Source organism: Arthrobacter sp. NPDC080086 (genome assembly GCF_040702285.1).
The window spans coordinates 31,043-52,092 of record NZ_JBFBKP010000021.1 but is presented as its reverse complement, the minus strand read 5'-3'; the positions used below and the strand labels follow the sequence as shown (position 1 = coordinate 52,092).

Here is a 21,050-nt window from a genome sequence, read left to right as displayed (position 1 = left end):
GGGATCCATCACGCGGGCTGTTGCGGCTTGCGCGCTGCCAGCAGCTTCTGGATGGCGGTTTCCGTCTCGGTATAGCGGCCCTCGCCAAAGTGCTGGTAGACGATGCGACCCTCCGCGTCGATCAAATACAGCGCGGGCCAGAATTGGTTGTGGAAGGCCGACCACGTTGCGTAGCTGTTGTCTTGCGCCACCGGGTAGCGCACGTCCAGGCGCTTGAGCGCGGCCTGCACGTTGGCGGTGGATTTCTCGAACGCGTATTCCGGCGTGTGCACGCCCACGACGACCAGGCCCTGGTCCTTGTACTTGTCGTACCACTGCTTCACGTGCGGCAGCGTGTTGAGGCAGTTGATGCAGGAGTACGTCCAGAAATCGACCAGCACGACCTTGCCGCGCAGGTCTTTCATGGCCAGCGGCGGGGAGTTCAGCCACTGGTTGATGCCGGCAAACTCGGGCGCCGTGGCGCTGGTGGCGGCGGTCTGGCTGAAAGCGGGTACGCCGGTGCCGACAACGTAGACGGCGCCGATGGCGAGGGCCGCAAGGGCGGCGCGGAAGGTCGTGCGCATGATGTGGAATCCCTGAAAGATTGGAAAGGGCGGCCCGCCCGCCGCTGATGGCCTGCATGGCGGGCCGTGCGGTGCGTCAGACCAGGTTCAGCTCGACGTGGATGTTGCCGCGCGTGGCCTTGGAATACGGGCAAAGCTGATGCGCGGCCTCCACCACGGCCCGCGCCACTTCGCGGTCCAGGCCGGGCAGGCTCACGTTCAGGCGGGCTTGCAGGAAGAACGCGTCGTCGGTGGTGCCCAGGTCGACTTCGGTGTGCAGCGACAGGTCAGCCGGCAGCTTGATCTTCATCTGGCTGGCCGCACGGCCCATGGCGCCGATGAAGCACGCCGACCAGCCCGCGGCAAACAGTTGCTCCGGGTTCGTGCCGCGGCCGTTGCTGCCCGGGGGCGACAGCTTCAGATTCAGGCGGTCGTCATCGCTGTGGGCCTGGCCATCGCGGCCGCCGGTGACGTTGACCTTAGCGGTGTACAGCACGTTTTCAATGCGGGTCATGGTGATGCTCCTAGTTGATTGATTGAAGGGGCGTTGGATTTGCGTCCCGGATACCGGGGCCACGAGACGCATTAAAGAAGGCCGACGTATCCCTGACGTAGCGCGGAAGGGCGTTTCTGTCAGGGCATGTATCTCTGTGGCGGCTGGATACAAACGCGTACAAGAAAGCCGCGTTGTCGGCTTATGGCGCAGGCCGATTCACGCCCAGCCCGTTGACCAGCGCTTGCTCAAGCTGCGTCGTGCCCCCGGAGGACAGCCGCGCCAGCAGGCCGGTATCTGCCCCGAACCCGATGACCGCCACGCCGCTCAGCACGCTCGCGCCCATGACGCGACGCGCCCATTCGCCCAGGCCCATGGCGCGCTTCATGGCCGTGAACACCCGGCCGCCCAGCCCCAGCGCGGCCGCGAGCGATGTGGCTGCACCCGCCGCATAGGCCGCCAGTGCCAGCGCACTCGAAATGCTGGTCCCCTTCAGCGCCACACCCGTCAACACCAGGCCGAGGATCGGGCCCGCGCATGGCGCCCACAGCATGCCCGTGGCCACGCCCAGCAGCAGGGAGCCCGTCACCGACGGTTCGGCCGAGGCATTTCCTGTGGAGGTTTGGCCCGCCAGCTGGTTGCCCAGCGCCACCGCCGGCCGCGCCATCAGATCGGCCAGCCTGGGCCATAGCAGCGACAACCCGAACACCGCCAGCAGCGCGAGCGCTGCAAACCGGCCGACTTCATTGGCGCGCACGGCCCATGCGCCGCCAGCCGAGAGCAGCGTGGCAAACGCCGCAAAGGTCAGCGCCATGCCGGCGAGCATCGGCAGCTTGCCGCGCAGGAAGGGCTGTCCCGTGCGGCTCAGCACAAAGGGCAGGACAGGCAGGATGCACGGGCTCAGGATGGTCAGCGCGCCGCCCAGGTAGGCAAGTATCAGCAGGCTCATGATGAACAGTCTCCGTAAGGGATTGGGATGCCGTCCATCAAACGCCGCGCGCGTCGCTGGCATGTATCGCCGTGGGGGCGATTTGTATCGGACTGTACAAAGGTGCTGGCCAGACGCATTCCGATACAAGGTGGGCGCCCTGCGTCACACGCAGCGGTGCAAAATGGCGCTGACTTTCCATCTTCCACGCGCCGAGGACACCCATGGACGCCCACGTCGACCACATCCTGATCGTCGATGATGATCGTGAGATTCGCGAACTGGTTTCGACCTATCTCACCAAGAACGGCCTGCGTGTGACGGCATCGCCCGATGGGCGGCACATGCGCGCGTTCCTGGAGGCCAATACCGTCGACCTGATCGTGCTCGACCTGATGCTGCCCGGCGACGACGGCCTGGTGCTGTGCCGCGAGCTGCGCGCCGGCAAGCACAAGGCCACGCCGGTGCTGATGCTCACCGCGCGCGACGACGAGACCGACCGCATCATCGGCCTGGAAATGGGCGCCGACGATTACCTGGCCAAGCCGTTTGCCGCACGTGAATTGCTCGCGCGCATCAAGGCTGTGCTGCGCCGCACGCGCATGCTGCCGCCGAACCTGCAGATTTCCGAAGCGGGCCGGATGCTGGCCTTTGGCGACTGGCAACTCGATACCACCGCACGTCACCTGATCGATGCCGAGGGCACCATCGTCGCCCTGAGCGGCGCGGAATACCGGTTGCTGCGCGTGTTTGTCGACCATCCGATGCGCGTGTTCAATCGGGACCAACTGCTCAACCTCACCCAGGGCCGCGAGGCCGAGATGTTCGAGCGCTCGGTCGACCTGCTGGTGAGCCGCCTGCGCCAGCGCCTGAACGACGATGCGCGCGATCCGGCCTACATCAAGACCGTGCGCAGCGAAGGCTATGTCTTCTCCAAGCCCGTGGAGATCAAGGAGGCACGCCAATGAGCGCACGTGCCTTGGCGTGGCCGCGCACGCTCGGCTCGCGCCTGTTCGTGATCCTGCTGGCGGGCTTGGTGGTGGCGTATGCACTGTCGTTTGCGGTGTTGTTTTCCGAGCGCTACATGAGCGCGCGCGAGGTCATGCTGGGCACGCTGGAAACCGATGTGTCCACGGCCATCGCCATCCTCGACCGTCTGCCCGCAGCCGAACGCCCGCAATGGCTGCGGCGCCTGAATCGCGGGAACTATCAGTACATCCTGGGGCCGGGTTCGCCCGGCGTGCCGGAGATGACGCAGCGTGGCAGGGACATCGCCGCGCGCATCAGCGAGGCCAGCGGCGGGCGCTTTCCCATCACGGTCGAGTCGATTCCCGGTGACGGCAAGCAACTGCAGGCGCACCTGACGCTCAGCGACGGCAGCACGCTCACCATCGACGTGCATCCGCGCATGACGCCCATCGCGCAGTGGTTGCCGTATGTGCTGCTGGTGCAGTTGCTGCTGTTGATCGTGTGCTGCTGGTTTGCGGTGCGGCTGTCCATCCGTCCGTTGGTGGCGCTGGCGGACGCTGCCGATGCGCTGAACCCCAGCGCGCAGACCCCGCCGCTGGATGAAACCGGCCCCACCGAACTGGCACGCGCGGCGCGCGCATTCAACGCGATGCGCCAGCGCATTGCCCGCTTTGTCGAAGAGCGCGTGCAGATTCTGGCAGCCATCTCGCATGATCTGCAGACGCCCATCACGCGCATGAAGCTGCGCGCCGAGATGGCCGAAGACTCCGAAGAGAAGCGCAAGCTGGTGCGCGATCTGGCCGAGATCGAGACGCTTGTGCGTGAGGGCCTGGCCTATGCGCGCACCGCCCACGGCGATGGTGAAAAGCCATCACGTATCGACGTGGGGTCGTTGGTGGAAAGTCTCGCGTATGACTACCAGGACACCGGCAAGCCCGTCACGCTGGAGCAGGACACCTCGGGCGCCATCGTCACGCGGCCCCATGCGCTGCGCCGCGTGCTGACCAACCTGACCGACAACGCCATCAAATTTGGTGGTGCGGCTGAACTGTGCGTACGCCGCGACGGCGAAGCCGTGGTCATCGAAGTGCGTGATCGCGGGCCCGGCATTCCGGAAGACAAGCTCGACGCGGTGTTGCAGCCGTTTGTGCGGCTGGAGAATTCGCGCAGCCGGGAGACGGGTGGCACCGGGCTTGGGCTGGCGATTGCGCAGCAACTGGCGGTGGCCGCGGGTGGGGTGCTCACCTTGCGCAACCGTGAAGGCGGCGGCCTTGTGGCCGAAGTCAGGCTCGGATGAACGCACGGTGGGCGTCAGTCGACCCAAACCGCAAGCTTTGGCACCCATATAGGGAAGCACCGATCTCAAACTCGAAAAAGGGCCCGTCAGGGCCTTTTTTGTTGTTGCGACTGTTGAGATTGTGTTGAGCCTGATGGGTCCAGGCTCGCCGTTCTCTTATGGTTGCGCTTCGAGCCACACTGAAAACAAGGATATTTCTGATGAACAAGACACTGCTTGCTGCCATCGTTCCATTTGCTCTGACGGTTGCCTCACCGGCTTTTGCCGACAACGTGGATTGCGGCACCAAGATCCGCGCCATCGAAACGCAGATCGGTGATGCCCAGAAGTACGGCAATACCAATCGCATCGCCGGCCTGCAAGATGCGTTGGCCAACACCAAGGCCCACTGCACGAACACCGGCCTGGCCGATCGCGCGGACCGCAAAGTCAGCGATGCGCGACGAGACGTCGAGAAGGCACAGGTGGACGTGCGCGAAGCCGAAGACAAACTGCGTGCGGCCCGCAACGACGGCAAGGACAAAAAGATCCGCAAGGCCGAGCGAAACCTGGCCGACAAGCAACGCAAGCTGCGTGAGAAGACCGCGGACCTGCGCAGTGCAGAAGCCGATCGGGCTGCCGTCAAGGGCTGATCGCTTCGCCAATGGACAAGGGGCTTCGGCCCCTTTTTTGCGCTCTTTTTTTGTCATGCCCGCCGACATATCGCTCAGATACACTGCGCAGCGCAGGTTTTCTGCTCCCAACGGAGGCTGAGGCATGATGGTCGAACGGTTCTTCGCGCAAACCTACGACGAAGCGCGCAGCAAATTTCTTGCAGCAGCGCAGGCGCGCGGGCTCGGCATCGAACGCCACGTCCATCCGAAGGCCCTCGGCCCGATGAGCGAGCCGCTCACGATCGACACCGCGTTGTTTTCCCCGCCGCAGGCGCAGTCTCTGGTGATCGTCACGTCTGGCGTGCACGGCGTGGAAGGCTTCTGCGGTTCCGGCTGCCAGATCGGCTTGTTGTACGACGATGCACTGTTCACGAGGCTGACGGCAGCCAACGTGGCGCTGCTGTTCGTGCACGCCGTCAACCCGCACGGCTTTGCGCACGTGCGGCGTGTGAATGAAGACAACGTCGACCTGAACCGCAACAGCGTCGATTTTGCAGAGGCGGCATCAGCCAACCCGGCGTATCTCGAGGTCGATCCGCTTTTGCTGCCGCCCGATTGGCCGCCCAGTGCCGCCAATCAGCTTGCGCTGCAACACTACATCGCCACGCGTGGCGAGAAAGCCCTGCAGGATGCAGCGACGATGGGCCAGTACCGCGTGGCCGACGGCATGTTCTACGGTGGCGCCGAGCCCTGCTGGAGCACACTGCAGATGCGCGAGATCGTGTCGCGGCACGGCGCCGGCATGTCCCGCCTGGTGTGGATCGACGTGCATACCGGGCTGGGCGCTTACGGCCACGGTGAGAAGCTGTTCGCCAGCCCCGATCCGGCCGAGCTCGAGCGAGCCATTCGGACCTGGGGTGCGGACGTTCGCCCGATTTCTGCGCCGGGCTCCGTATCGTCGGTGGTGAAGGGCGACCTGATCGGGATTGCGTACGCGTTGCCATCCGACATTGAGAAGACGTGCATCACGCTGGAGTTCGGCACGCTCGCGCCCATGGCGGTGCTGCAGGCGCTGCGGGCTGACCATTGGCTGTATCGGCACCCGCAACGCGGTGCCGCGCAGGCGGCCGGCATCCGTCAGGCACTGCGCGATGCGTTTTTTTGCGACGTACCGGAGTGGAAGGGCATGGTCCACGCGCAGACGCGCATGGCCGTACTGCAAGCCGTGGCGCGGTTTTCCGGGTAATCAGTCCCGCATGGGGCGGGGCGCGCGCACCGTCAGCGCACAACCGGCTGACGCGGCGATGATGGCCACGATGGCAATCCACTGCCGCCCTGTCAGTTGCTCGTGCAGCACGATGGCCCCGGCCAGCGCGCCGATGGCGGGCTCTAGGCTTAGCAGCACCGAAAACGTTTTGCCTGGCAGGTGCTTGAGCGCCACCATCTCCAGCGAATAGGGAATCGCACTCGACAGCACGCCGATGCCCAGCCCCGCCAGCATCAGCGATGGCGACAGCAGCGCCGAGCCCGCTTGCGCCACGCCAAACGGCAGGGCGAACAACGCGCCCACCGTCATCCCGAGCGACGTCGCCTGGCCCGCATGCAGGCCGCCCAGGTTTTTGCCGGTCAGGATGTAGAGCGCCCAGCACACGCCGGCCGCCAGCGCGTACGCCGCGCCCAGTTGGTCGACCTGGCCAACAGATTTGTCCGCCACCGTCAGCATCAGCAAGCCCACCACCGCCAGCCCGATCCACACGAAGTCGAGGGCCCGGCGCGACAGCACCACTGCCAGCACCAGCGGCCCCGTGAATTCAATGGCGATGGCAATGCCAATCGGCAGCCGCTGGATCGACAGATAGAACAGCAGGTTCATGCTCGCCAGCGTGACGCCATACAGGGCGATGCGGCCGGCATCCGCGCGGCTCAGGTGCAGGCGCCAGGGCCGCCAGAACGCCAGCAGAATCATCGCGCCGATGGTGACGCGATACGTCACGGTGCCGGCTGCGCCCAGCGCGGGAAACAGCGTTTTCGCAAATGAATTGCCCAGGCATACGGAAGCCATCGAGCCCATCAGTGCAAGAACGGGCATCCAGGGGGATGACGAAGACGAAGCAGGGGAGGAGGAAGCAGCGGAAGACATGGGGGATGGCGAGGGCGCCGGGGCGGCAGGGCAACGCCACAGCATAGCTGAGCACCGCCAAGCGTGCCTTGCGGCCCGATGTTTGGCGGTGCGGGCTATTCCGGAGGAACTACAGGGTGGCGGCGCTGGGGCGGATCACGTCGATCAGCAGCACACGCTGACCTTCGCGTTCACCATCGGGGCGTGGCGTCACACCGCGCTGCGGGCGCGGCGCGGCCAGCGGTGCCGGGTCTTCGGCGCTCATGCCAAACACCGCCAGCTTGGAGGCCGCAATGCGCTGCAGCGTGCCACGCACGCCCGGCACGTCCAGGTCTTCGGGGTCGAAGCCGGTGGTGGCTGTCCAGTCGTCGCGGGCAATGTCCTGCAGGCCGTTGGCCATTTCGAACTGCAGCGAGGCGCCAAAGCCCTTCTGCAGCGAATGCGTGCCGAGCAGGTATTCCGCTGTCAGAAAGCCGCGCAGCCGCGTCCAGAACGCCAGCGAGCTGATGTTGCCGCTCTTGAGCGCATGGCTTGGCGCAACTTCCCAACTGTGGTCGAGCAGCTTGTTGATCAGGCGGCCCCAGGTCGGCACGTCGGTGCCGGCGGAGCAGTCCTCCCCGGGGCCTTCCGGGCGAGCGAGCTGGCGCAGCAAGCCCGTGAACGAGCCCGAACCCGGGCGCACGCCACCGGCCTGCGGGCCCGATGGCCAGCGCCATTGCAGTGGCGAGGGTGGTCGGGCACCGGGCCACTGCGCGTACTGCTGCAGACCCATGCACGGCGTCAGGTAGCGCCATTGGCGCTGGTCCGGGCCGATGCGGCGCAGCGGCTCCAGATCGGTCGACAGTTCAAACTTGCCAAGGAAGGCGGCATTGCGCGACTTGATCGGCGAACGGGCGTACACGTTGAAGTCAGGCCAGCCCTCGTAGAGATTCACCTGCGGCAGTGCGTGGTGCTTGTCCAGCGCATCATCCGGCTGGTCGATGCGGCGAGCGGTGAGGAACAGCGCGCGGCAGTCCAGCGTGGGGACTGCGCCACGCAGGCGCAGCAGCACGAGCAGGTCGCCAAACTCAGCCGGGCGCGCTTCGGTGCGGGCGGGGTAGGCGTGTGGCTGCTCGTCGGGCCAGAAGGTGGTCAAGCGCAGGGCCGAGCCGGGAAATGCGCTGCGCAGTCCTTGCCGGAGCAGACGCAGCCCATCGGAGCGGCGCAGGATGCGCAGGATGGACAGATCGTCATGCAGGGCGGCGTCGGGGTGCGGGGCGCGGCCACCGTGTTCTGCAGCCAGCGCAAAGCGCCACAGCGCGGTGTCGCTCGCCACATCCTGGGCAGCCAGCTGCGCCGCGCTGGGGGCGGTTGCGGAGCGGGCACCGGACATCGGCTCACGGGCGCTGCCGCGGGGGTCTCCGGGGTGGTCTCCCGTCGCGGTCTCGGTGCGGGTGGTCGACCCGGCAATCGCGCCCAAAAGGCCCTCGTATGGCGGCCGGTTGCGCTCGGGCATGGTTATTCCAACGTTTGTTTGTATTGATTCCTCTGGCGCGCAGCATAGCACCATGCCGCATGCCGGAGAATGCGCCGGCGCCCCTACCCTCGTTGGGATGCGGTAGCCCGGCCAAGCCACGCGGAATGCGGTTTCCCCACAAAATCGGGGCCTCCCAAGAAGTAACGGCGGCGAGGCACATGTTCTTGAGTTGCGCGCGCGTGCATTGCACACGGGTATGGGCAAAAAAGAAGGCGCCGGCTTGCACCGGCGCCCTAAGAGACGGCACCCGCTCACAAGGAAAGGGTGCCGCCGCGCGTTGGAAGCTGCGTCATCGGCGGGCGGTCATTGCTCGCGGATCCACGTCTGCGTGCGGCCCAGCAGGCTGATACCCAGGAAGCCGCGTACGTTGAGCTTCTGGCCGTCTTCCGATAGCGACATTTTGGCGCTGTAGACCTTGCCGTTTTCCGGGTCCAGGATCTGGCCGCCATCCCAGTTGTTGTTGCCGTTCGGCTTCAGGCCCGTCAGGATGGTCAGCCCTTTGATGGGCTGGTCCTTGCGATCGTCCGTGCACTTGGTGCAGGTCTTGTTCTCGTCGCCGGGCACCAGGATCTTGCTGACCTTGCCCGTGAACACGCCGCCGTTATCGACGATGGTGACTTCGCCCTTTTGCTTGCCGGTGTTGTCGTCGATCGTCTTCCAGGTGCCGGCCGGGGTGGCCTGCGCGAAGGCGCTGCCCGCGGCCAGTGCAAAGGCCACTGCGCCGGCCAGGCGCGCGAGAGAGAGGTGAGTCGGTTTCATGGTGTGGTCTCCTTGTCAGAGTAGAAATAGAAAGAGGGGTAGGGCAGGCCGGCGCAGGCCTCGCAGGTCAATGGGTGCCGAGCGCGCCGGTCACGGTGGACAGCGGATTGCTGCCCGAGCCGCCCGTGGTGTTTGTGACACCGCCGAGCGCATTCGTAATGGGGGCGAGCGGGTTGCTGCTGCCGCCGGCACCACTCAATGCACCGGTGATGGGGGCAAGCGGATTGCTGCCGCCGCCACCACCCAGTGCACCCGTGATCGGTGCGAGCGGGTTGGTCGAGCCGCCACCGCCACCGTTCGCCAGGCCACCGGCGCTGGCCACCGTGGCGCCCACGGCGCCCACCACGCCGCCCACGTCACGCGTGAGTGGGTTGCCGCCGGCCGCGCCCACCTGCGCACCACCGGATTGCAGGCCGCCGCCCACCGTATTCAACGCACCGGCCAGCGGGCCGCCGAGCATGGTCGCGCCACCCGCCTGTTGCGTACCTTGGGCGACCTGCGATGACAGCGGCACGATCGCGTTGCTCGTCTGCTGCGTGATCTGCTGCACGGGGCCACTCGACGTGCCGATGGTGACGAGCCCGCCTGCACCCTGCATCACCTGGCCGAGCGCCGAGACACCGCTGCCCACCGGCGACGTCACCGGGTTCAGCGGCGCGAGCGGGCTGCCGGCCGCGCCGAGGTCCGACACCGTCTGCCCGGCGCTACCGACCGTCACACCGGCGGAGCGCACCACATCGCCCGAGCTCTGCACCGTGGTGCCGACCGGATCCGGCGTCGAGCCGATCTTGCCGAGCCCGTTGCTGATGCCGTTGCCGAGCACCTGCACGGTGTTACCCGCCGACGTAACGGTCGTGCCCAGATCCTTCTGTGCCGCCGTACCGCCGATGATGGGCACCGATGCCGTGCCGATCGTCGTACCGAGGTCGCTCACTGTCTTGCCGGTCTGCGTGACGACGTTGCCGCCGTTGCTCGCCACGTTGCCGACCGGCACCGCGCCCGGGTCGTTGTTGGCGGTCGACGCTGGTGTGTCACCGTTCGGATTGCCACCCGACGCGCAACCGGCCAGCGTCAGCACGGCAAGCGCCGCCGCGGCCAGCAGCGTGCGCGGCGAAACAGAAAGGGAAGAAGCATGCAGCGGGGTTTGAGTCTTCATGGTGTGTCTCCTTGTTAGCGCGGCCCGTACCGCGTAAAACCGCCGGGTGTCAGAAGAACGCGCATCTGGCGTCCAGCGGGCAGCATCCGCCTGCGTTTGCCGTCGAATGCAAAGAAAGCTCTCGGTTGCCTCGGTTGCGTTAGTGATGCGTCGTCGCTGTCACACCCGACAGCACGCCGCCCACCAACCCACCCACGGTGGAGCCGATGCTGCCCAGCCCACCCGATGACGCGCTCGCACCACCGGTGCTGCCCAGCGCGCCGACGCCGGGAATACCCGCCGTCAACGTGCCCACCGCCGATGTCACGGGCGCCAATGCACCGCCCAGTGCGCCAGTCAACGCGCCGCCCGGTGCGCTCGTTCCTGCCGACGGCGCCGTGGGTGATACCAGCGTCGACAGCCCCGTCGTCAGCGTGCCTACGGTGCTGACCGTGTTGCCCAGCGTCGACACCAGCGCGTTGCCCCCACCAGCCGACGTGATCGTGCGGCCCTCACTGCCGAGTGCGCTGCCCAGCGTCGTCAGTACCGTGCTGACCGGTGCGCCGAGACCCGTCGCTGTTGCCAGCGTCTGCGTCGCAGAAGTCAGCGTGGAAGTGAGCGGCACGATGGCCGTGATGGTGGTGGTCGTCACCTGCTCGACGGGGCCCGTCAACGTGGCAACCGGCGTGCTGCCAGTCGATCCGCCGCTGCCGCTGCTCGACCACGTCGGTGAACTCGACGCCGTGATCGACGGCTTGGATTGCGAATCGCTACCGCCGCCAAGTGATGTCCCCATGTCGCCGCCGCCGGAATTCGCGCACCCTGCCAGCACGGCAAGCGATGCCGCCGACAGTGCGCACTGCAAAAACATCCGTCGCCTCGGCGGGTTTGATTTCAACAAGAACGCCAGATCGCGCATCTTGTGCCTCCACTGCTCAGAACGCTTGTGTTGGACCCCTTCTGTCTTGCGCTCTTTGTTCGTCGGGTAGGTCATCGCAGTGCCGCTGGCGTAGCGAAGACCGCCCTGTCTTGTCACGGACCACGCGCAGGCCCGTGCCACACCGCCCGATCAATGCCGTGCTGATGGGGTGAGCGGATCGTGAAGTGAAACCGAATGACGTGGCAATCAGCGGCAACCTGACACGCCGATATGCGCTTGCAGCATTTCTTCAGCCGGATTTTCTATAAATCACGGTGGAAAGCCATTCTTCAGGGTTTTTGCATGCAGCAAAAATGGCCCGAGAATTGCCGTAGAACAATCCTTCTATCGTCGCAAAACCGCCTCGTTTCAAACGCGGTGGCACGAACTTTTCAGTCGTTGCTGAACAGGGTTTTCCCGCAATGTGCGAGGTGCCATTGCACGTGCGCATCACCATGACGACGCAACTGCGTGCGTGAGATTTTCACCAGCGTCGGCGACGCGCACATCAACACGCATCGCGGTGGTCGCGCGACATATCGCATCGCCATCGGCATGCAGTTACCCGATCGATCCACCTCGACATGCCACTGCATTTCGTTGATCACGCATCCGATGCGCGGCACGCGACTTGCGGCATGTCACGCATGTCGTCGTTGGCCATGTCGCGCATCGCAACGACATCGCGTTCGCACCGTGCGCATCGCACGCGAGTGAGGCACGCGTCGGAAGCGTGTCGCTCGCGTCGATCGACACGCGCGATACGTCGATGCACACGCGTGCAACGCGTCGACTACGCGCGAGCGCGCGAAAAATCCGCGCGTGTTGTCGCATCCACGCATCGTTTTTTTTCGACACGCATCGCGTTGCTCGCGCATCAGCGCGCACGACGATGCGTTGCTCGCACGTTGTTCATGCACGCGTACACGATCTGCATGCACGCGACAATGCGTGTTGCTGTAAACCGGCATGAATATTGGGTTTGCGGGAGGCGTGTGTCAGCGTTGAGCAACGCGTTGACGTGATGTTACGACGCAAGAAAATGCGCGTTCACGAAGGGGATCACCGTGCATGCGCGATCCAAATCGTATCGATGCACAGAGGCAACGCAATCCTTCACCAAAACTCACCGCGCTTTTTGCATAAATCTCTTAACATCACCGCGCAAACGAATTATGATTCGCCTTGACAAGACGTTGACTTCAATGCAAGGGCGCTTCGCGCGATCAACGACGATGAAGTTCCAAGCGACAAGTGAAAGGTAGTCGAGGAGCGTAACCACTTTGATGCACGCCACGCCGACAGGGCTGTTTAAACTCGGTGCCGTCTCTGCGATCCCCCCGTCGGGATGGGCGTACTACCCCCAAAAGAAAACGCGCGCTCTCCAGGTTTCCGCTGTCCGCAAAGTCACGCTGCAAGCGGCTTTGCAACCTACACAGCGATTCGCGCAAGATCAGATTTCGACCGGTGTGGCCACGATGCCCCGGTCCTCTCAATTAATGAAGACTCGCCGGATGCAGTTTGTTCGGCCGGCTGCGGTTGCGCACGTGTGTGCGGCCAAGGCGTGCAACTTGCTGCGTGTGTTTGCCGCGCGCGTTGCAGGTCTTTCTACCGAATTCATTAGCGTGCGACTGCCGTTGGGTGGCGCGCCGATGAATCGCTCGCTCGGTTGGTCTGGCGATGCCAATGCATCGTGGGATCGGGCCGGTCGGGTTGCTCAATCTCGATAGTTCGATACCCAATCTCGAAGGAGTTTCCCATGGCAACTGCTGCTAAGAAGAAACCGGCCGCCAAGGCCCCGGCCAAGAAGGCCGCTGCAAAGAAGGCTCCGGCCGCTAAGAAGGCTGCTGCAAAGAAGGCTGCTCCGGCTGCCAAGAAGGCACCAGCCAAGAAGGTCGCTGCAAAGAAGGTTGCAGCTAAGAAGGTCGTTGCCAAGAAGGCACCGGCAGCCAAGAAGGCCGCAGTGAAGAAGGTTGCCGCCAAGAAGGCACCGGCAGCTAAGAAGGCCGCAGTGAAGAAGGTTGCTGCCAAGAAGGCACCGGCAGCCAAGAAGGCCGCAGTGAAGAAGGTTGCCGCCAAGAAGGCTCCGGCCGCTAAGAAGGCTGCAGTGAAGAAGGTTGCTGCCAAGAAGGCACCGGCCGCCAAGAAGGCTGCTGCTAAGCCTGCTGCGAAGAAGGCCCCCGCTGCGAAGAAGGCACCGGCCGCCAAGAAGGCTGCTGCCAAGCCTGCTGCGAAGAAGGCTCCGGCGAAGAAGGCTGTCGCCAAGCCCGCTGCTGCTCCGGCCGTTGCACCTGCTGCTGCACCCGCTGCCAAGACCGCGCTGAACCCGGCTGCGGCATGGCCGTTCCCGACTGGCAACCGTCCGTAAGTCATTCTTACGACGGTGATCCTCCGGGACCACAGCGGCGCACACGTTGCGCCCACCTGACCGGATACTGCGTATCCGGTCCGCAAGACCAAGTGTCTTGCACCGCCCGCCGATCGGCTCACGCCCCGGCGGGCTTTTTCATGTCTGCGCGATTGCTCGTGCGCTTGTTCGTGCTACTCGTGCGGGCAAAAAAAAACCGCACCGGCGCGATGCCGATGCGGTGTGCTTGTGGCGCTAGACCGGTTGTCTAGTCGCGATCAGTGCGTCACGCGCGTCACGCCGCCGGACGACAGCAGGCGCACACGTTCGCCTGGGCGAAAAGCCTCGTCGGCGTCTTGCGTGATGGCGCGATACTCGCCGTTGTCGAGCCTGACGGTGATTTCGAGGCCGGGGCGCTTGTTCGCCTGACCTTCGATCGCGCTACCGGCGATGCCGCCGACGATGGCGCCCAGCACGCCCGCCGCCACCGAGCCGTTGCCGCGCCCGATGGCCGCTGCCGAACCGATGCCGCCGATGGCGCCACCGGCGATGGTGCCGACGCCGGTCTGTTCACGGTCGATCACGACGTTGCGCACGGAGTCGACCGTGCCAAAGCGCACCGTCTGCTCGCGCTGAGCCTGGCCCGATGTGTAAGCGCTGTTGGAGTTGGTGCCCATGGCGCAGCCTTGCAGGCCGAGCGCGGCGACCAGCAGGGTCGCGGCACCGATGCGATAGATGGGTTTCATGTGCGTTCCTTATTGATACCGGTACCCGAAAGCGGATTCAAAGCGCCGGGCAATCTCGTCGACGGGCAGGCCGTGATTCTGCGGGCCCTGGCAGGCGATTTTAAGCGAGCCCATCAGGCTGGCAAGCCGGCCAGTGGTTTCCCAGTCCAGACCGTTTTCGATGCCGTAGAGCAGACCGCCGCGGAAGGCGTCACCGCAACCGGTCGGGTCGACCACACGCTCGGCAGGCACGACAGGAATCTTATATTGCTTGCCGCCGGCGTGAATCTCCGCCCCTTCTTCCCCGCGCGTGACGATGAAGGCTTCGACGCGCTGCGCAAGCTCTGTCGCACTGTAGCCCGTGCGTGACAGCATGACCTGCGCTTCGTAGTCATTGACCACCACGTAGGTGGCGAGTTCAACGAAGCGGCGCAGATCGGCACCGTCAAACAGCGGCATCGCCTGGCCCAGGTCGAAGATGAATGGCACACCCGATTCGGCAAATTGTGTGGCGTGATGCAGCATGCCGTCGCGGCTGTCCGGACCGACCAGGCCCAGCTTGGCCGGCAGCGCATTCTTAACCGAATTGATGCTCGACTGGCTCATCGCGCCCGGGTGGAACGCGGTGATCTGGTTGTTGTCGCGGTCGGTCGTGATCATGGCTTGCGCCGTGAACGTGTCGGGAATCTCCGTGATGTGCTGCGTGGAGATGCCGAGCCCTTTCAGGTATTCGATGTACGGCCCAGCGTCTTGCCCGACGGTGCCCATGATGATGGGCTCGCCGCCCAGCAGCTTGAGCGAGTACGCAATGTTGCCTGCGCAGCCGCCGAACTCCCGGCGCATGCTCGGCACGAGAAAGGAGACGTTCAGGATATGAATCTTGTCGGGCAGGATGTGTTCGCGGAAGTGTCCGTCGAACGTCATGATGGTGTCGTAGGCAACCGAGCCGCAGATCACGCTGGCCATATTGAGGCGCTCCAGATATGACGCGGCCGCCCCAGTGGACGGCCGTGTGGTGAATGAGAGACCCGAGCTATCTCAACGCGAGTCTCGGTGCAGCTTACTTCAGTGCAGCGAGGGCTGCGTCGTAGTTCGGCTCTTCCTTGATCTCGGGCACGAGCTGGGAATACAGCACGTTGTCGTTGCCGTCGAGCACGACCACGGCACGCGCGGTCACGCCGGCCAGCGGGCCGCTGGTGATGTCGACGCCGTAGGCTTGCTTGAAGCCCTTGTCACGGAAGGTCGACAGCGGCACGACGTTCTCGATGCCTTCGGTGGCGCAGAAGCGGCCGGCAGCGAACGGCAGGTCGGCGGAGATGGAGAACACGACGGTGTTGTCCAGCTTGGCAGCGGCTTCGTTGAACTTGCGTGTGGAGGTGGCGCACACCGGGGTGTCCAGGCTCGGCACGATGTTCAGGACCTTGCGCTTGCCGGCAAAGTCAGCCAGCGAGACGTCTTTCAGGTCCTTGCCGACCAGCGTGAATGCCGGGGCCTTTGCGCCGGCGCTCGGGAATTGGCCGCCGACTTCGATCGGGTTGCCGCCAAGGGTCACGTTTGCCATGGTGTGCTGCTCCTTCGTTTTGATACGTGTTGGGGTGAGTTGGGATACCACTCAGGGGTAGAAAATCAGGACCCGATAGTTGGCCGTCGGGCGCTGGGACTGGAATCGTACCCGAATCGGCAGCTCACCGCGGGCGGGCAGGCCGGACTTGCTGTAAGCACGGTCGCTCGGGTTCAGATAATCGGCCGGTAGCAGGGCTCTGCGCGACAGCAGTTGGTCCTGCAGGTCGGTGGTAATCAGTTCGATGGCGGGCAACGCGACGGAGTTGCCGGCACGGTTGCGCAGCGTGGCGGTCAGCACGTACTGGTCGGACGCGTCCCCCTCCTGGCGTTGCAGTTGTGACGATTCGATCTGCAGCGCATCCAGGTCACGCGGTGGGGCGAGTTGGCAATGCAACGGCTGGCAGAGCGATTCCCACAACGGGCGGGTGGCCGGCACGCGGCGAGCGATTTCCGCGCGGCCGAGAAAGAGCACCTGTGCGATCGCCGTGACGACCAGCAAGCCGATCGCGATGCGCGCCAGCGCGCGGCGTCCGCTGGACTTGCGGACTTGTTCGCGCGCCTGCGCGGCCCGCAGGAAATCCAGCGTGGCAGCAGAGACACCGTGATTCGGCCCGCGCGCCTTGCGTGGACGCGGCGCGCCGGTCAGCGTGCGCTGCGGGGTCGGGCCGGTGGCCCCAGCGTGTTCATCATGCGTGCGGCGGACGTGGTTGCCGTGGCGGCGCGGCACCGGCGCAAACTGCGTGTGCGGATCGGGCTCGTGGCGCATCCACACCGAGTCGTGCTTCTCACTCTCGGGCTTGCGTGTTGTCGCGGGCGCTGGTGCCGGCACGATCACGGGTTCGGCCGGCAAATCCGCCGACAGCTGCTTCGGGACGGCCGCCGCGAACGTCTCTTCGTCGTCTTCGAGTTCGCGGATGGGCGGCAAGCCGTGGAACGGGTCGGCGGGCGGCGCGGGCGGTGCCGCTGCGGCAGGTGTGACCGGCTCCGGCGCAAGCGTGGGCGCCTCGGATTCTTCTGGCGTGGCCTCGGGCAGCGGGCGCGTATCGGGTGCGGTCGGTTGCGTGTCAGGGATGGGTGTCGCACCTTCCACTTCGCCCAGGTGGACCTCGGCGACACCGTCTTCGACGATGTTCTCTTCCCAGATCAGCGTCATGCCGAAGCCGTGGTCGTCTTCAGCGGCGGGCTCTGCTGCGGGCGGTTCCGCTTGTGGGGCGGGGGATTCTGCTTGCTGTGGCTGGGGCGACTCGGGCACGGGTACTGGTGTGCTTGAGGCCGGCGTGTGCGGTGCCGGGACAGCGGGCACGGTATCGGCGGGCGCTGGTGTGGCGCCAAGCTCGATCAGATGTGCGCGGCCGTCGAAGACATGGTTGCAGCGCCCGCAACGGACGAGTCCGCCGCGTAGCCGAAGCTGGTCGGCAACAACGCGAAATGCGGTTTGACAGTTGGGACAGCGGGCGGCCAAACGTGGCGCAGCTTGTGGCGCAGTTGCCATGCGGGACGAGGAGAAAAAAGCCGACCGCGCGAGTATTGCAGACAGTGACGCCAGCGTCGACCTTTGCGGGTGACGCTGGCGCGTAATCTCGCGAAATTACGCGGGCTTCACACCGTGCAGGCAGACCCAGCCGTCACGTGCACGCCACACCGTGAGCGGAATGGCCGACGCATAGGCTGCGGCCACTTCCTCCGCCTGGCGCTCCAGCACGCCCGAGAGGATCAGCCGGCCGCCCGGACGCACGCGTGCGCACAGCATGGCCGCCATCAGCTTCAGCGGGTTCGACAGGATATTGGCGACGACGAGGTCGAACGTGCCTTCCGGCGCATCGTCCGGCAGCGCGAACGCGGCGTCCACATGGTTGCGCTCGGCGTTGTAGCGTGAGGCTTCCACGGCGTTCGGGTCGATGTCGACGCCGACGGTTTCACCGGCACCGAGCTTCTTGGCGACGATGGCCAGGATGCCCGAGCCGCAGCCGTAATCCAGCGTGCGCTCGCCCGGCTGCACGTGTTGCTCCAGCCATTCCATGCACAGGCGCGTGGTCGGGTGGCTGCCGGTGCCGAAGGCGAGGCCGGGGTCCAGCTCCAGCACCACGGCGTCGGGCTCGGGCGCGTCGTGCCATGACGGCACGACCCAGATGTGCTCGCCGATGTGGATCGGCTCGAACTGCGATTGCGTTACGCGCACCCAGTCCTGTTCTTCGACTTCGCGCACGGTGTACGCAGGGATGGGCGAGAGCTTGATCTCGTTGGCTGCGGCTGCCACCAGCAGTGCCGGATCGGCATCGTCAGCCAGCAGCGCGACCACACGCGAACGGTTCCACGCCAGGCGGGTCGGCTCATGGCCGGGCTCGCCGAAGAGCGGTTGTTCTTCGGGCGTGTCGGCATCGGCATCTTCCACCGACACAGACAGTGCGCCGAGATCAAACAGCGCCTCGGACAACGCTTCGGCGTCGTCGCGAGACACTTCAAGTACGCATTCGCGGTACGTCACTTGCCGCCACCCTTGGCCACTTCCTGTTGCGCCAGACGGTGCTCCAGGTAGTGGATGTCGGTGCCGCCTTCGACGAAGTTGGCGTCGAGCATCAGGTCGCGGTGCAGCGGCACGTTGGTCGAGATGCCTTCCACAACCATTTCCGACAGGGCGATGCGCATGCGGGCGATGGCCTGCTCACGCGTGGCGCCGTACGTGATGACCTTGCCGATCATCGAGTCGTAGTTAGGCGGCACAAAGTAGCCGTTGTACGCGTGCGAATCGACGCGAACGCCCGGGCCACCCGGCACGTGCCACGACGTGATGCGGCCCGGCGACGGCGTGAACTTGAACGGATCTTCCGCGTTGATGCGGCACTCGATGGCGTGGCCCTTGAGCGTGATGTCCTTCTGGCGGAAGCGCAGCTTTTCGCCGGCGGCCACGCGGATCTGCTCCTGCACGATATCGACGCCCGTGATCATTTCCGTGACCGGGTGCTCGACCTGCACGCGCGTGTTCATTTCAATGAAATAGAACTCGCCGTTCTCGTACAGGAACTCGAACGTACCGGCGCCACGGTAGCCGATCTTCTTGCATGCCTCGGCGCAGCGGTCACCGATGCGCTCGATCAGGCGGCGCGGGATGTGCGGTGCCGGCGCTTCCTCGATCACCTTCTGGTGGCGGCGCTGCATCGAGCAATCGCGCTCGCCCAGCCAGATGGCGTTGCGGTGCTGGTCGGCCAGAATCTGGATTTCCACGTGGCGCGGATGCTCCAGGAACTTCTCCATATAGACTTCTGGATTGCCGAAGGCGCGGCCCGCTTCTTCGCGCGTCATGTTGACGGCGTTGATCAGCGCAGCCTCGGTGTGCACCACGCGCATGCCGCGGCCACCACCACCACCGGCGGCTTTGATGATCACCGGATAGCCGACCTTCTTGGCCGTTGCCAGGATTTCCTTCGGATCATCGGGCAGGGCGCCGTCCGAGCCCGGCACGCACGGCACGCCGGACTTGATCATGGCCTGCTTGGCCGACACCTTGTCGCCCATCAGGCGGATCGATTCGGGCGTCGGGCCGATGAAGGTGAAGCCCGATTGCTCCACACGCTCGGCAAAGTCGGCGTTTTCCGACAGGAAGCCGTAGCCGGGGTGGATAGCCTGGGCGTCGGTCACTTCCGCGGCCGAGATGATGGCCGGCATGTTCAGGTACGACAGCGGCGACGGTGCTGGGCCGATACACACGGCTTCGTCGGCTAGCTTGACGTATTTGGCTTCCTTGTCCGCCTCGGAATAGACCACCACGGTCTTGATGCCGAGCTCGCGGCAGGCGCGCTGGATGCGAAGAGCGATCTCGCCGCGATTCGCGATCAGGATCTTGTCGAACATCGTGTTCTCGCTACAAAAAGGGGAGGCGAGGGCGCTGTGGCTGGGCCGCATTCATGGGCCCGATGCGCTGGCTCGCGCTCGGATGCGGCACGCTGGGCGCCGCACGATGAGGGTCGGATGCCGGAAGATCAGCCGATGACGAACAGCGGCTGGCCGTATTCCACAGCCTGGCCGTTGTCGATCAGGATTTCCTTGATCACGCCAGCCTTGTCCGCTTCGATCTCGTTGAGCAGCTTCATGGCCTCGATGATGCAGATGGTCTGGCCTTCCTTGACAGTGTCGCCCACCTTGACGAACTCGGCGGCGCCCGGCGACGGCGAGCGGTAGAACGTACCGACCATCGGCGAGGTGACGATGTGGCCAGCCGGCAGGGCCGGAGCGGTCGGTTCCGCGCCGACGGCGGCCGGAGCGGCTGCCGGGGCCACGCCCACGGCCGGCGCGGCCTGCATCGGCATCGGTGCATATTGCATCGGCGCCATCACTTGCGGCGCCGACTTGACGATGCGGACCTTGCCTTCGCCTTCGGTCACTTCGAGTTCCGAAATACCCGATTCGGCCACGAGGTCGATCAGCGTTTTCAGCTTGCGCAAATCCATGAAGGTTCTCCTGCAGCGTCGGCGGTCTGGGGCAAGCGTTGCGCGCGAATGGCTCTTCGGCGGCGCATCGGTCAAAGGTGCTCCAGGCGCTGGCGTCGTTGCGTTGGTTAGGTGGTTGAAATAAAAGGGAAAGAGGCAGCTGACTGGCCGCCATGTAAATTGCTTATTGGTCCAGCAGGTAGTCCAGTGCGGCCAGATAGCCACGCCAGCCGAGCCCGCAGATCACGCCCACAGCCTGGTCGGCCAGATACGAATGGTGGCGGAACGGCTCCCGGCGGTGCACGTTGGACAGATGGACTTCAATGTACGGAATCGCCACCCCGGCCAGCGAATCGCGCAGGGCCACGCTTGTGTGCGTATAGGCCGCCGGGTTGATGATGATGAATTCGACGCCCTCGCCCTTGGCCGCGTGGATGCGATCGACGAGTGCCCCTTCGTGGTTGGACTGGAAATGCGCCAGCGCGACACCACGCGTTTGGGCACGTTCGACCAAGGCGGCATTGATGTCGGCCAGCGTGGTCGCGCCATAGACTTCCGGCTCTCGTGTGCCGAGCAGGTTGAGGTTCGGGCCGTGCAGGACAAGCACGTTGCGAGGCGCTTTGGCGTTTGGTTTGTCAGCCACGATTTGACGGGTTGAGCGAAGTTGGGCGCAATTTACAGCAACTTAGAATGCTTTGTCTAGTTTTTGCTAAAAAACTAT

General features: G+C 65.0%; 22 protein-coding genes and 1 pseudogene. 5 read left to right on the top strand and 18 right to left on the bottom strand.

The window, feature by feature from the left end; translation table 11 throughout:
* Positions 1 to 8: 8 nt before the first annotated feature.
* The 3 genes from AB0305_RS09805 to AB0305_RS09795 form a co-directional block, all read right to left on the bottom strand.
* Complete coding sequence (locus AB0305_RS09805) at positions 9 to 563, bottom strand: thioredoxin family protein (RefSeq protein WP_366172681.1); 555 nt, start codon at positions 561 to 563, stop codon at positions 9 to 11.
* A gap of 76 nt (positions 564 to 639) precedes the next feature.
* Positions 640 to 1,056 carry an organic hydroperoxide resistance protein gene (locus AB0305_RS09800; protein ID WP_366172679.1) on the bottom strand — a complete coding sequence of 139 codons (417 nt, stop codon included), beginning with the start codon at positions 1,054 to 1,056 and terminating at the stop codon, positions 640 to 642.
* A gap of 181 nt (positions 1,057 to 1,237) precedes the next feature.
* Entirely contained in the window at positions 1,238 to 1,984 is a 747-nt protein-coding gene (locus AB0305_RS09795) for a cytochrome c biogenesis protein CcdA (RefSeq protein ID WP_366172677.1), read from the bottom strand.
* A 203-nt stretch (positions 1,985 to 2,187) separates the two neighbouring features.
* Between AB0305_RS09795 and AB0305_RS09790 the strand changes: the two genes are divergently transcribed.
* The 4 genes from AB0305_RS09790 to AB0305_RS09775 all read left to right on the top strand — a co-directional run bounded on the left by AB0305_RS09790 (position 2,188) and on the right by AB0305_RS09775 (position 6,068).
* Complete coding sequence (locus AB0305_RS09790) at positions 2,188 to 2,931, top strand: response regulator (protein WP_366172675.1); 744 nt, start codon at positions 2,188 to 2,190, stop codon at positions 2,929 to 2,931.
* The gene (locus AB0305_RS09785; RefSeq protein WP_366172673.1) at positions 2,928 to 4,229 is read left to right on the top strand and encodes an ATP-binding protein; all 1,302 of its coding nucleotides are present in this window, start codon (positions 2,928 to 2,930) and stop codon (positions 4,227 to 4,229) included. The genes AB0305_RS09790 and AB0305_RS09785 overlap by 4 nt, the downstream gene beginning before the upstream one ends.
* Before the next feature lie 200 nt (positions 4,230 to 4,429).
* The gene (locus AB0305_RS09780; RefSeq protein WP_366172671.1) at positions 4,430 to 4,861 is read left to right on the top strand and encodes a DUF1090 domain-containing protein; all 432 of its coding nucleotides are present in this window, start codon (positions 4,430 to 4,432) and stop codon (positions 4,859 to 4,861) included.
* Positions 4,862 to 4,985: 124 nt separating this feature from the next.
* Complete coding sequence (locus AB0305_RS09775; RefSeq protein WP_366172669.1) at positions 4,986 to 6,068, top strand: M14 family metallopeptidase; 1,083 nt, start codon at positions 4,986 to 4,988, stop codon at positions 6,066 to 6,068.
* On the opposite strand, the gene AB0305_RS09770 is transcribed toward AB0305_RS09775, so the two are convergent.
* The 6 genes from AB0305_RS09770 to AB0305_RS09745 form a co-directional block, all read right to left on the bottom strand.
* Positions 6,069 to 6,911: a DMT family transporter gene (locus tag AB0305_RS09770; protein ID WP_366172667.1), complete on the bottom strand. Its 843-nt coding sequence runs from the start codon at positions 6,909 to 6,911 to the stop codon at positions 6,069 to 6,071.
* A gap of 160 nt (positions 6,912 to 7,071) precedes the next feature.
* Positions 7,072 to 8,436 carry a hypothetical protein gene (locus tag AB0305_RS09765; protein WP_366172665.1) on the bottom strand — a complete coding sequence of 455 codons (1,365 nt, stop codon included), beginning with the start codon at positions 8,434 to 8,436 and terminating at the stop codon, positions 7,072 to 7,074.
* 324 nt (positions 8,437 to 8,760) lie between these two features.
* Positions 8,761 to 9,216 carry a DUF2147 domain-containing protein gene (locus tag AB0305_RS09760; protein WP_366172663.1) on the bottom strand — a complete coding sequence of 152 codons (456 nt, stop codon included), beginning with the start codon at positions 9,214 to 9,216 and terminating at the stop codon, positions 8,761 to 8,763.
* Between the two features lie 67 nt (positions 9,217 to 9,283).
* Positions 9,284 to 10,372, bottom strand: a complete 1,089-nt coding sequence (locus AB0305_RS09755; protein WP_366172661.1) for a collagen-like triple helix repeat-containing protein — start codon at positions 10,370 to 10,372, stop codon at positions 9,284 to 9,286.
* Positions 10,373 to 10,511: 139 nt separating this feature from the next.
* Entirely contained in the window at positions 10,512 to 11,345 is an 834-nt protein-coding gene (locus tag AB0305_RS09750; protein WP_366172659.1) for a collagen-like triple helix repeat-containing protein, read from the bottom strand.
* 317 nt (positions 11,346 to 11,662) lie between these two features.
* Complete coding sequence (locus AB0305_RS09745) at positions 11,663 to 11,878, bottom strand: hypothetical protein (RefSeq protein ID WP_366172657.1); 216 nt, start codon at positions 11,876 to 11,878, stop codon at positions 11,663 to 11,665.
* A gap of 1,151 nt (positions 11,879 to 13,029) precedes the next feature.
* Here AB0305_RS09745 and AB0305_RS09740 point away from each other — a divergent pair.
* A complete protein-coding gene (locus tag AB0305_RS09740; RefSeq protein ID WP_366172655.1) occupies positions 13,030 to 13,638 on the top strand; it encodes a histone H1-like DNA-binding protein in 609 nt (202 codons plus the stop codon).
* Between the two features lie 257 nt (positions 13,639 to 13,895).
* On the opposite strand, the gene AB0305_RS09735 is transcribed toward AB0305_RS09740, so the two are convergent.
* The 9 genes and pseudogenes from AB0305_RS09735 to aroQ all read right to left on the bottom strand — a co-directional run bounded on the left by AB0305_RS09735 (position 13,896) and on the right by aroQ (position 20,972).
* Positions 13,896 to 14,363: a hypothetical protein gene (locus tag AB0305_RS09735; protein WP_366172653.1), complete on the bottom strand. Its 468-nt coding sequence runs from the start codon at positions 14,361 to 14,363 to the stop codon at positions 13,896 to 13,898.
* Between the two features lie 9 nt (positions 14,364 to 14,372).
* Positions 14,373 to 15,308: a carbohydrate kinase family protein gene (locus tag AB0305_RS09730; protein WP_366172651.1), complete on the bottom strand. Its 936-nt coding sequence runs from the start codon at positions 15,306 to 15,308 to the stop codon at positions 14,373 to 14,375.
* 94 nt (positions 15,309 to 15,402) lie between these two features.
* Positions 15,403 to 15,903: a thiol peroxidase gene (tpx, locus tag AB0305_RS09725; RefSeq protein WP_366172649.1), complete on the bottom strand. Its 501-nt coding sequence runs from the start codon at positions 15,901 to 15,903 to the stop codon at positions 15,403 to 15,405.
* A 51-nt stretch (positions 15,904 to 15,954) separates the two neighbouring features.
* Positions 15,955 to 17,058, bottom strand: coding sequence for a DUF3426 domain-containing protein (locus tag AB0305_RS09720; RefSeq protein WP_366172697.1), 1,104 nt, complete (start codon positions 17,056 to 17,058; stop codon positions 15,955 to 15,957).
* A gap of 210 nt (positions 17,059 to 17,268) precedes the next feature.
* Positions 17,269 to 17,397 (bottom strand): annotated as a pseudogene (locus AB0305_RS09715) (MJ0042-type zinc finger domain-containing protein); the annotation flags it as partial.
* Between the two features lie 96 nt (positions 17,398 to 17,493).
* The gene (gene prmA / locus AB0305_RS09710) at positions 17,494 to 18,390 is read right to left on the bottom strand and encodes a 50S ribosomal protein L11 methyltransferase (RefSeq protein ID WP_366172647.1); all 897 of its coding nucleotides are present in this window, start codon (positions 18,388 to 18,390) and stop codon (positions 17,494 to 17,496) included.
* Positions 18,387 to 19,754: an acetyl-CoA carboxylase biotin carboxylase subunit gene (accC, locus tag AB0305_RS09705; RefSeq protein ID WP_366172645.1), complete on the bottom strand. Its 1,368-nt coding sequence runs from the start codon at positions 19,752 to 19,754 to the stop codon at positions 18,387 to 18,389. The genes prmA and accC overlap by 4 nt, the downstream gene beginning before the upstream one ends.
* 128 nt (positions 19,755 to 19,882) lie before the next feature.
* Complete coding sequence (gene accB / locus AB0305_RS09700; RefSeq protein WP_366172643.1) at positions 19,883 to 20,350, bottom strand: acetyl-CoA carboxylase biotin carboxyl carrier protein; 468 nt, start codon at positions 20,348 to 20,350, stop codon at positions 19,883 to 19,885.
* A 163-nt stretch (positions 20,351 to 20,513) separates the two neighbouring features.
* A complete protein-coding gene (gene aroQ / locus AB0305_RS09695; protein ID WP_366172641.1) occupies positions 20,514 to 20,972 on the bottom strand; it encodes a type II 3-dehydroquinate dehydratase in 459 nt (152 codons plus the stop codon).
* Positions 20,973 to 21,050: the final 78 nt, after the last annotated feature.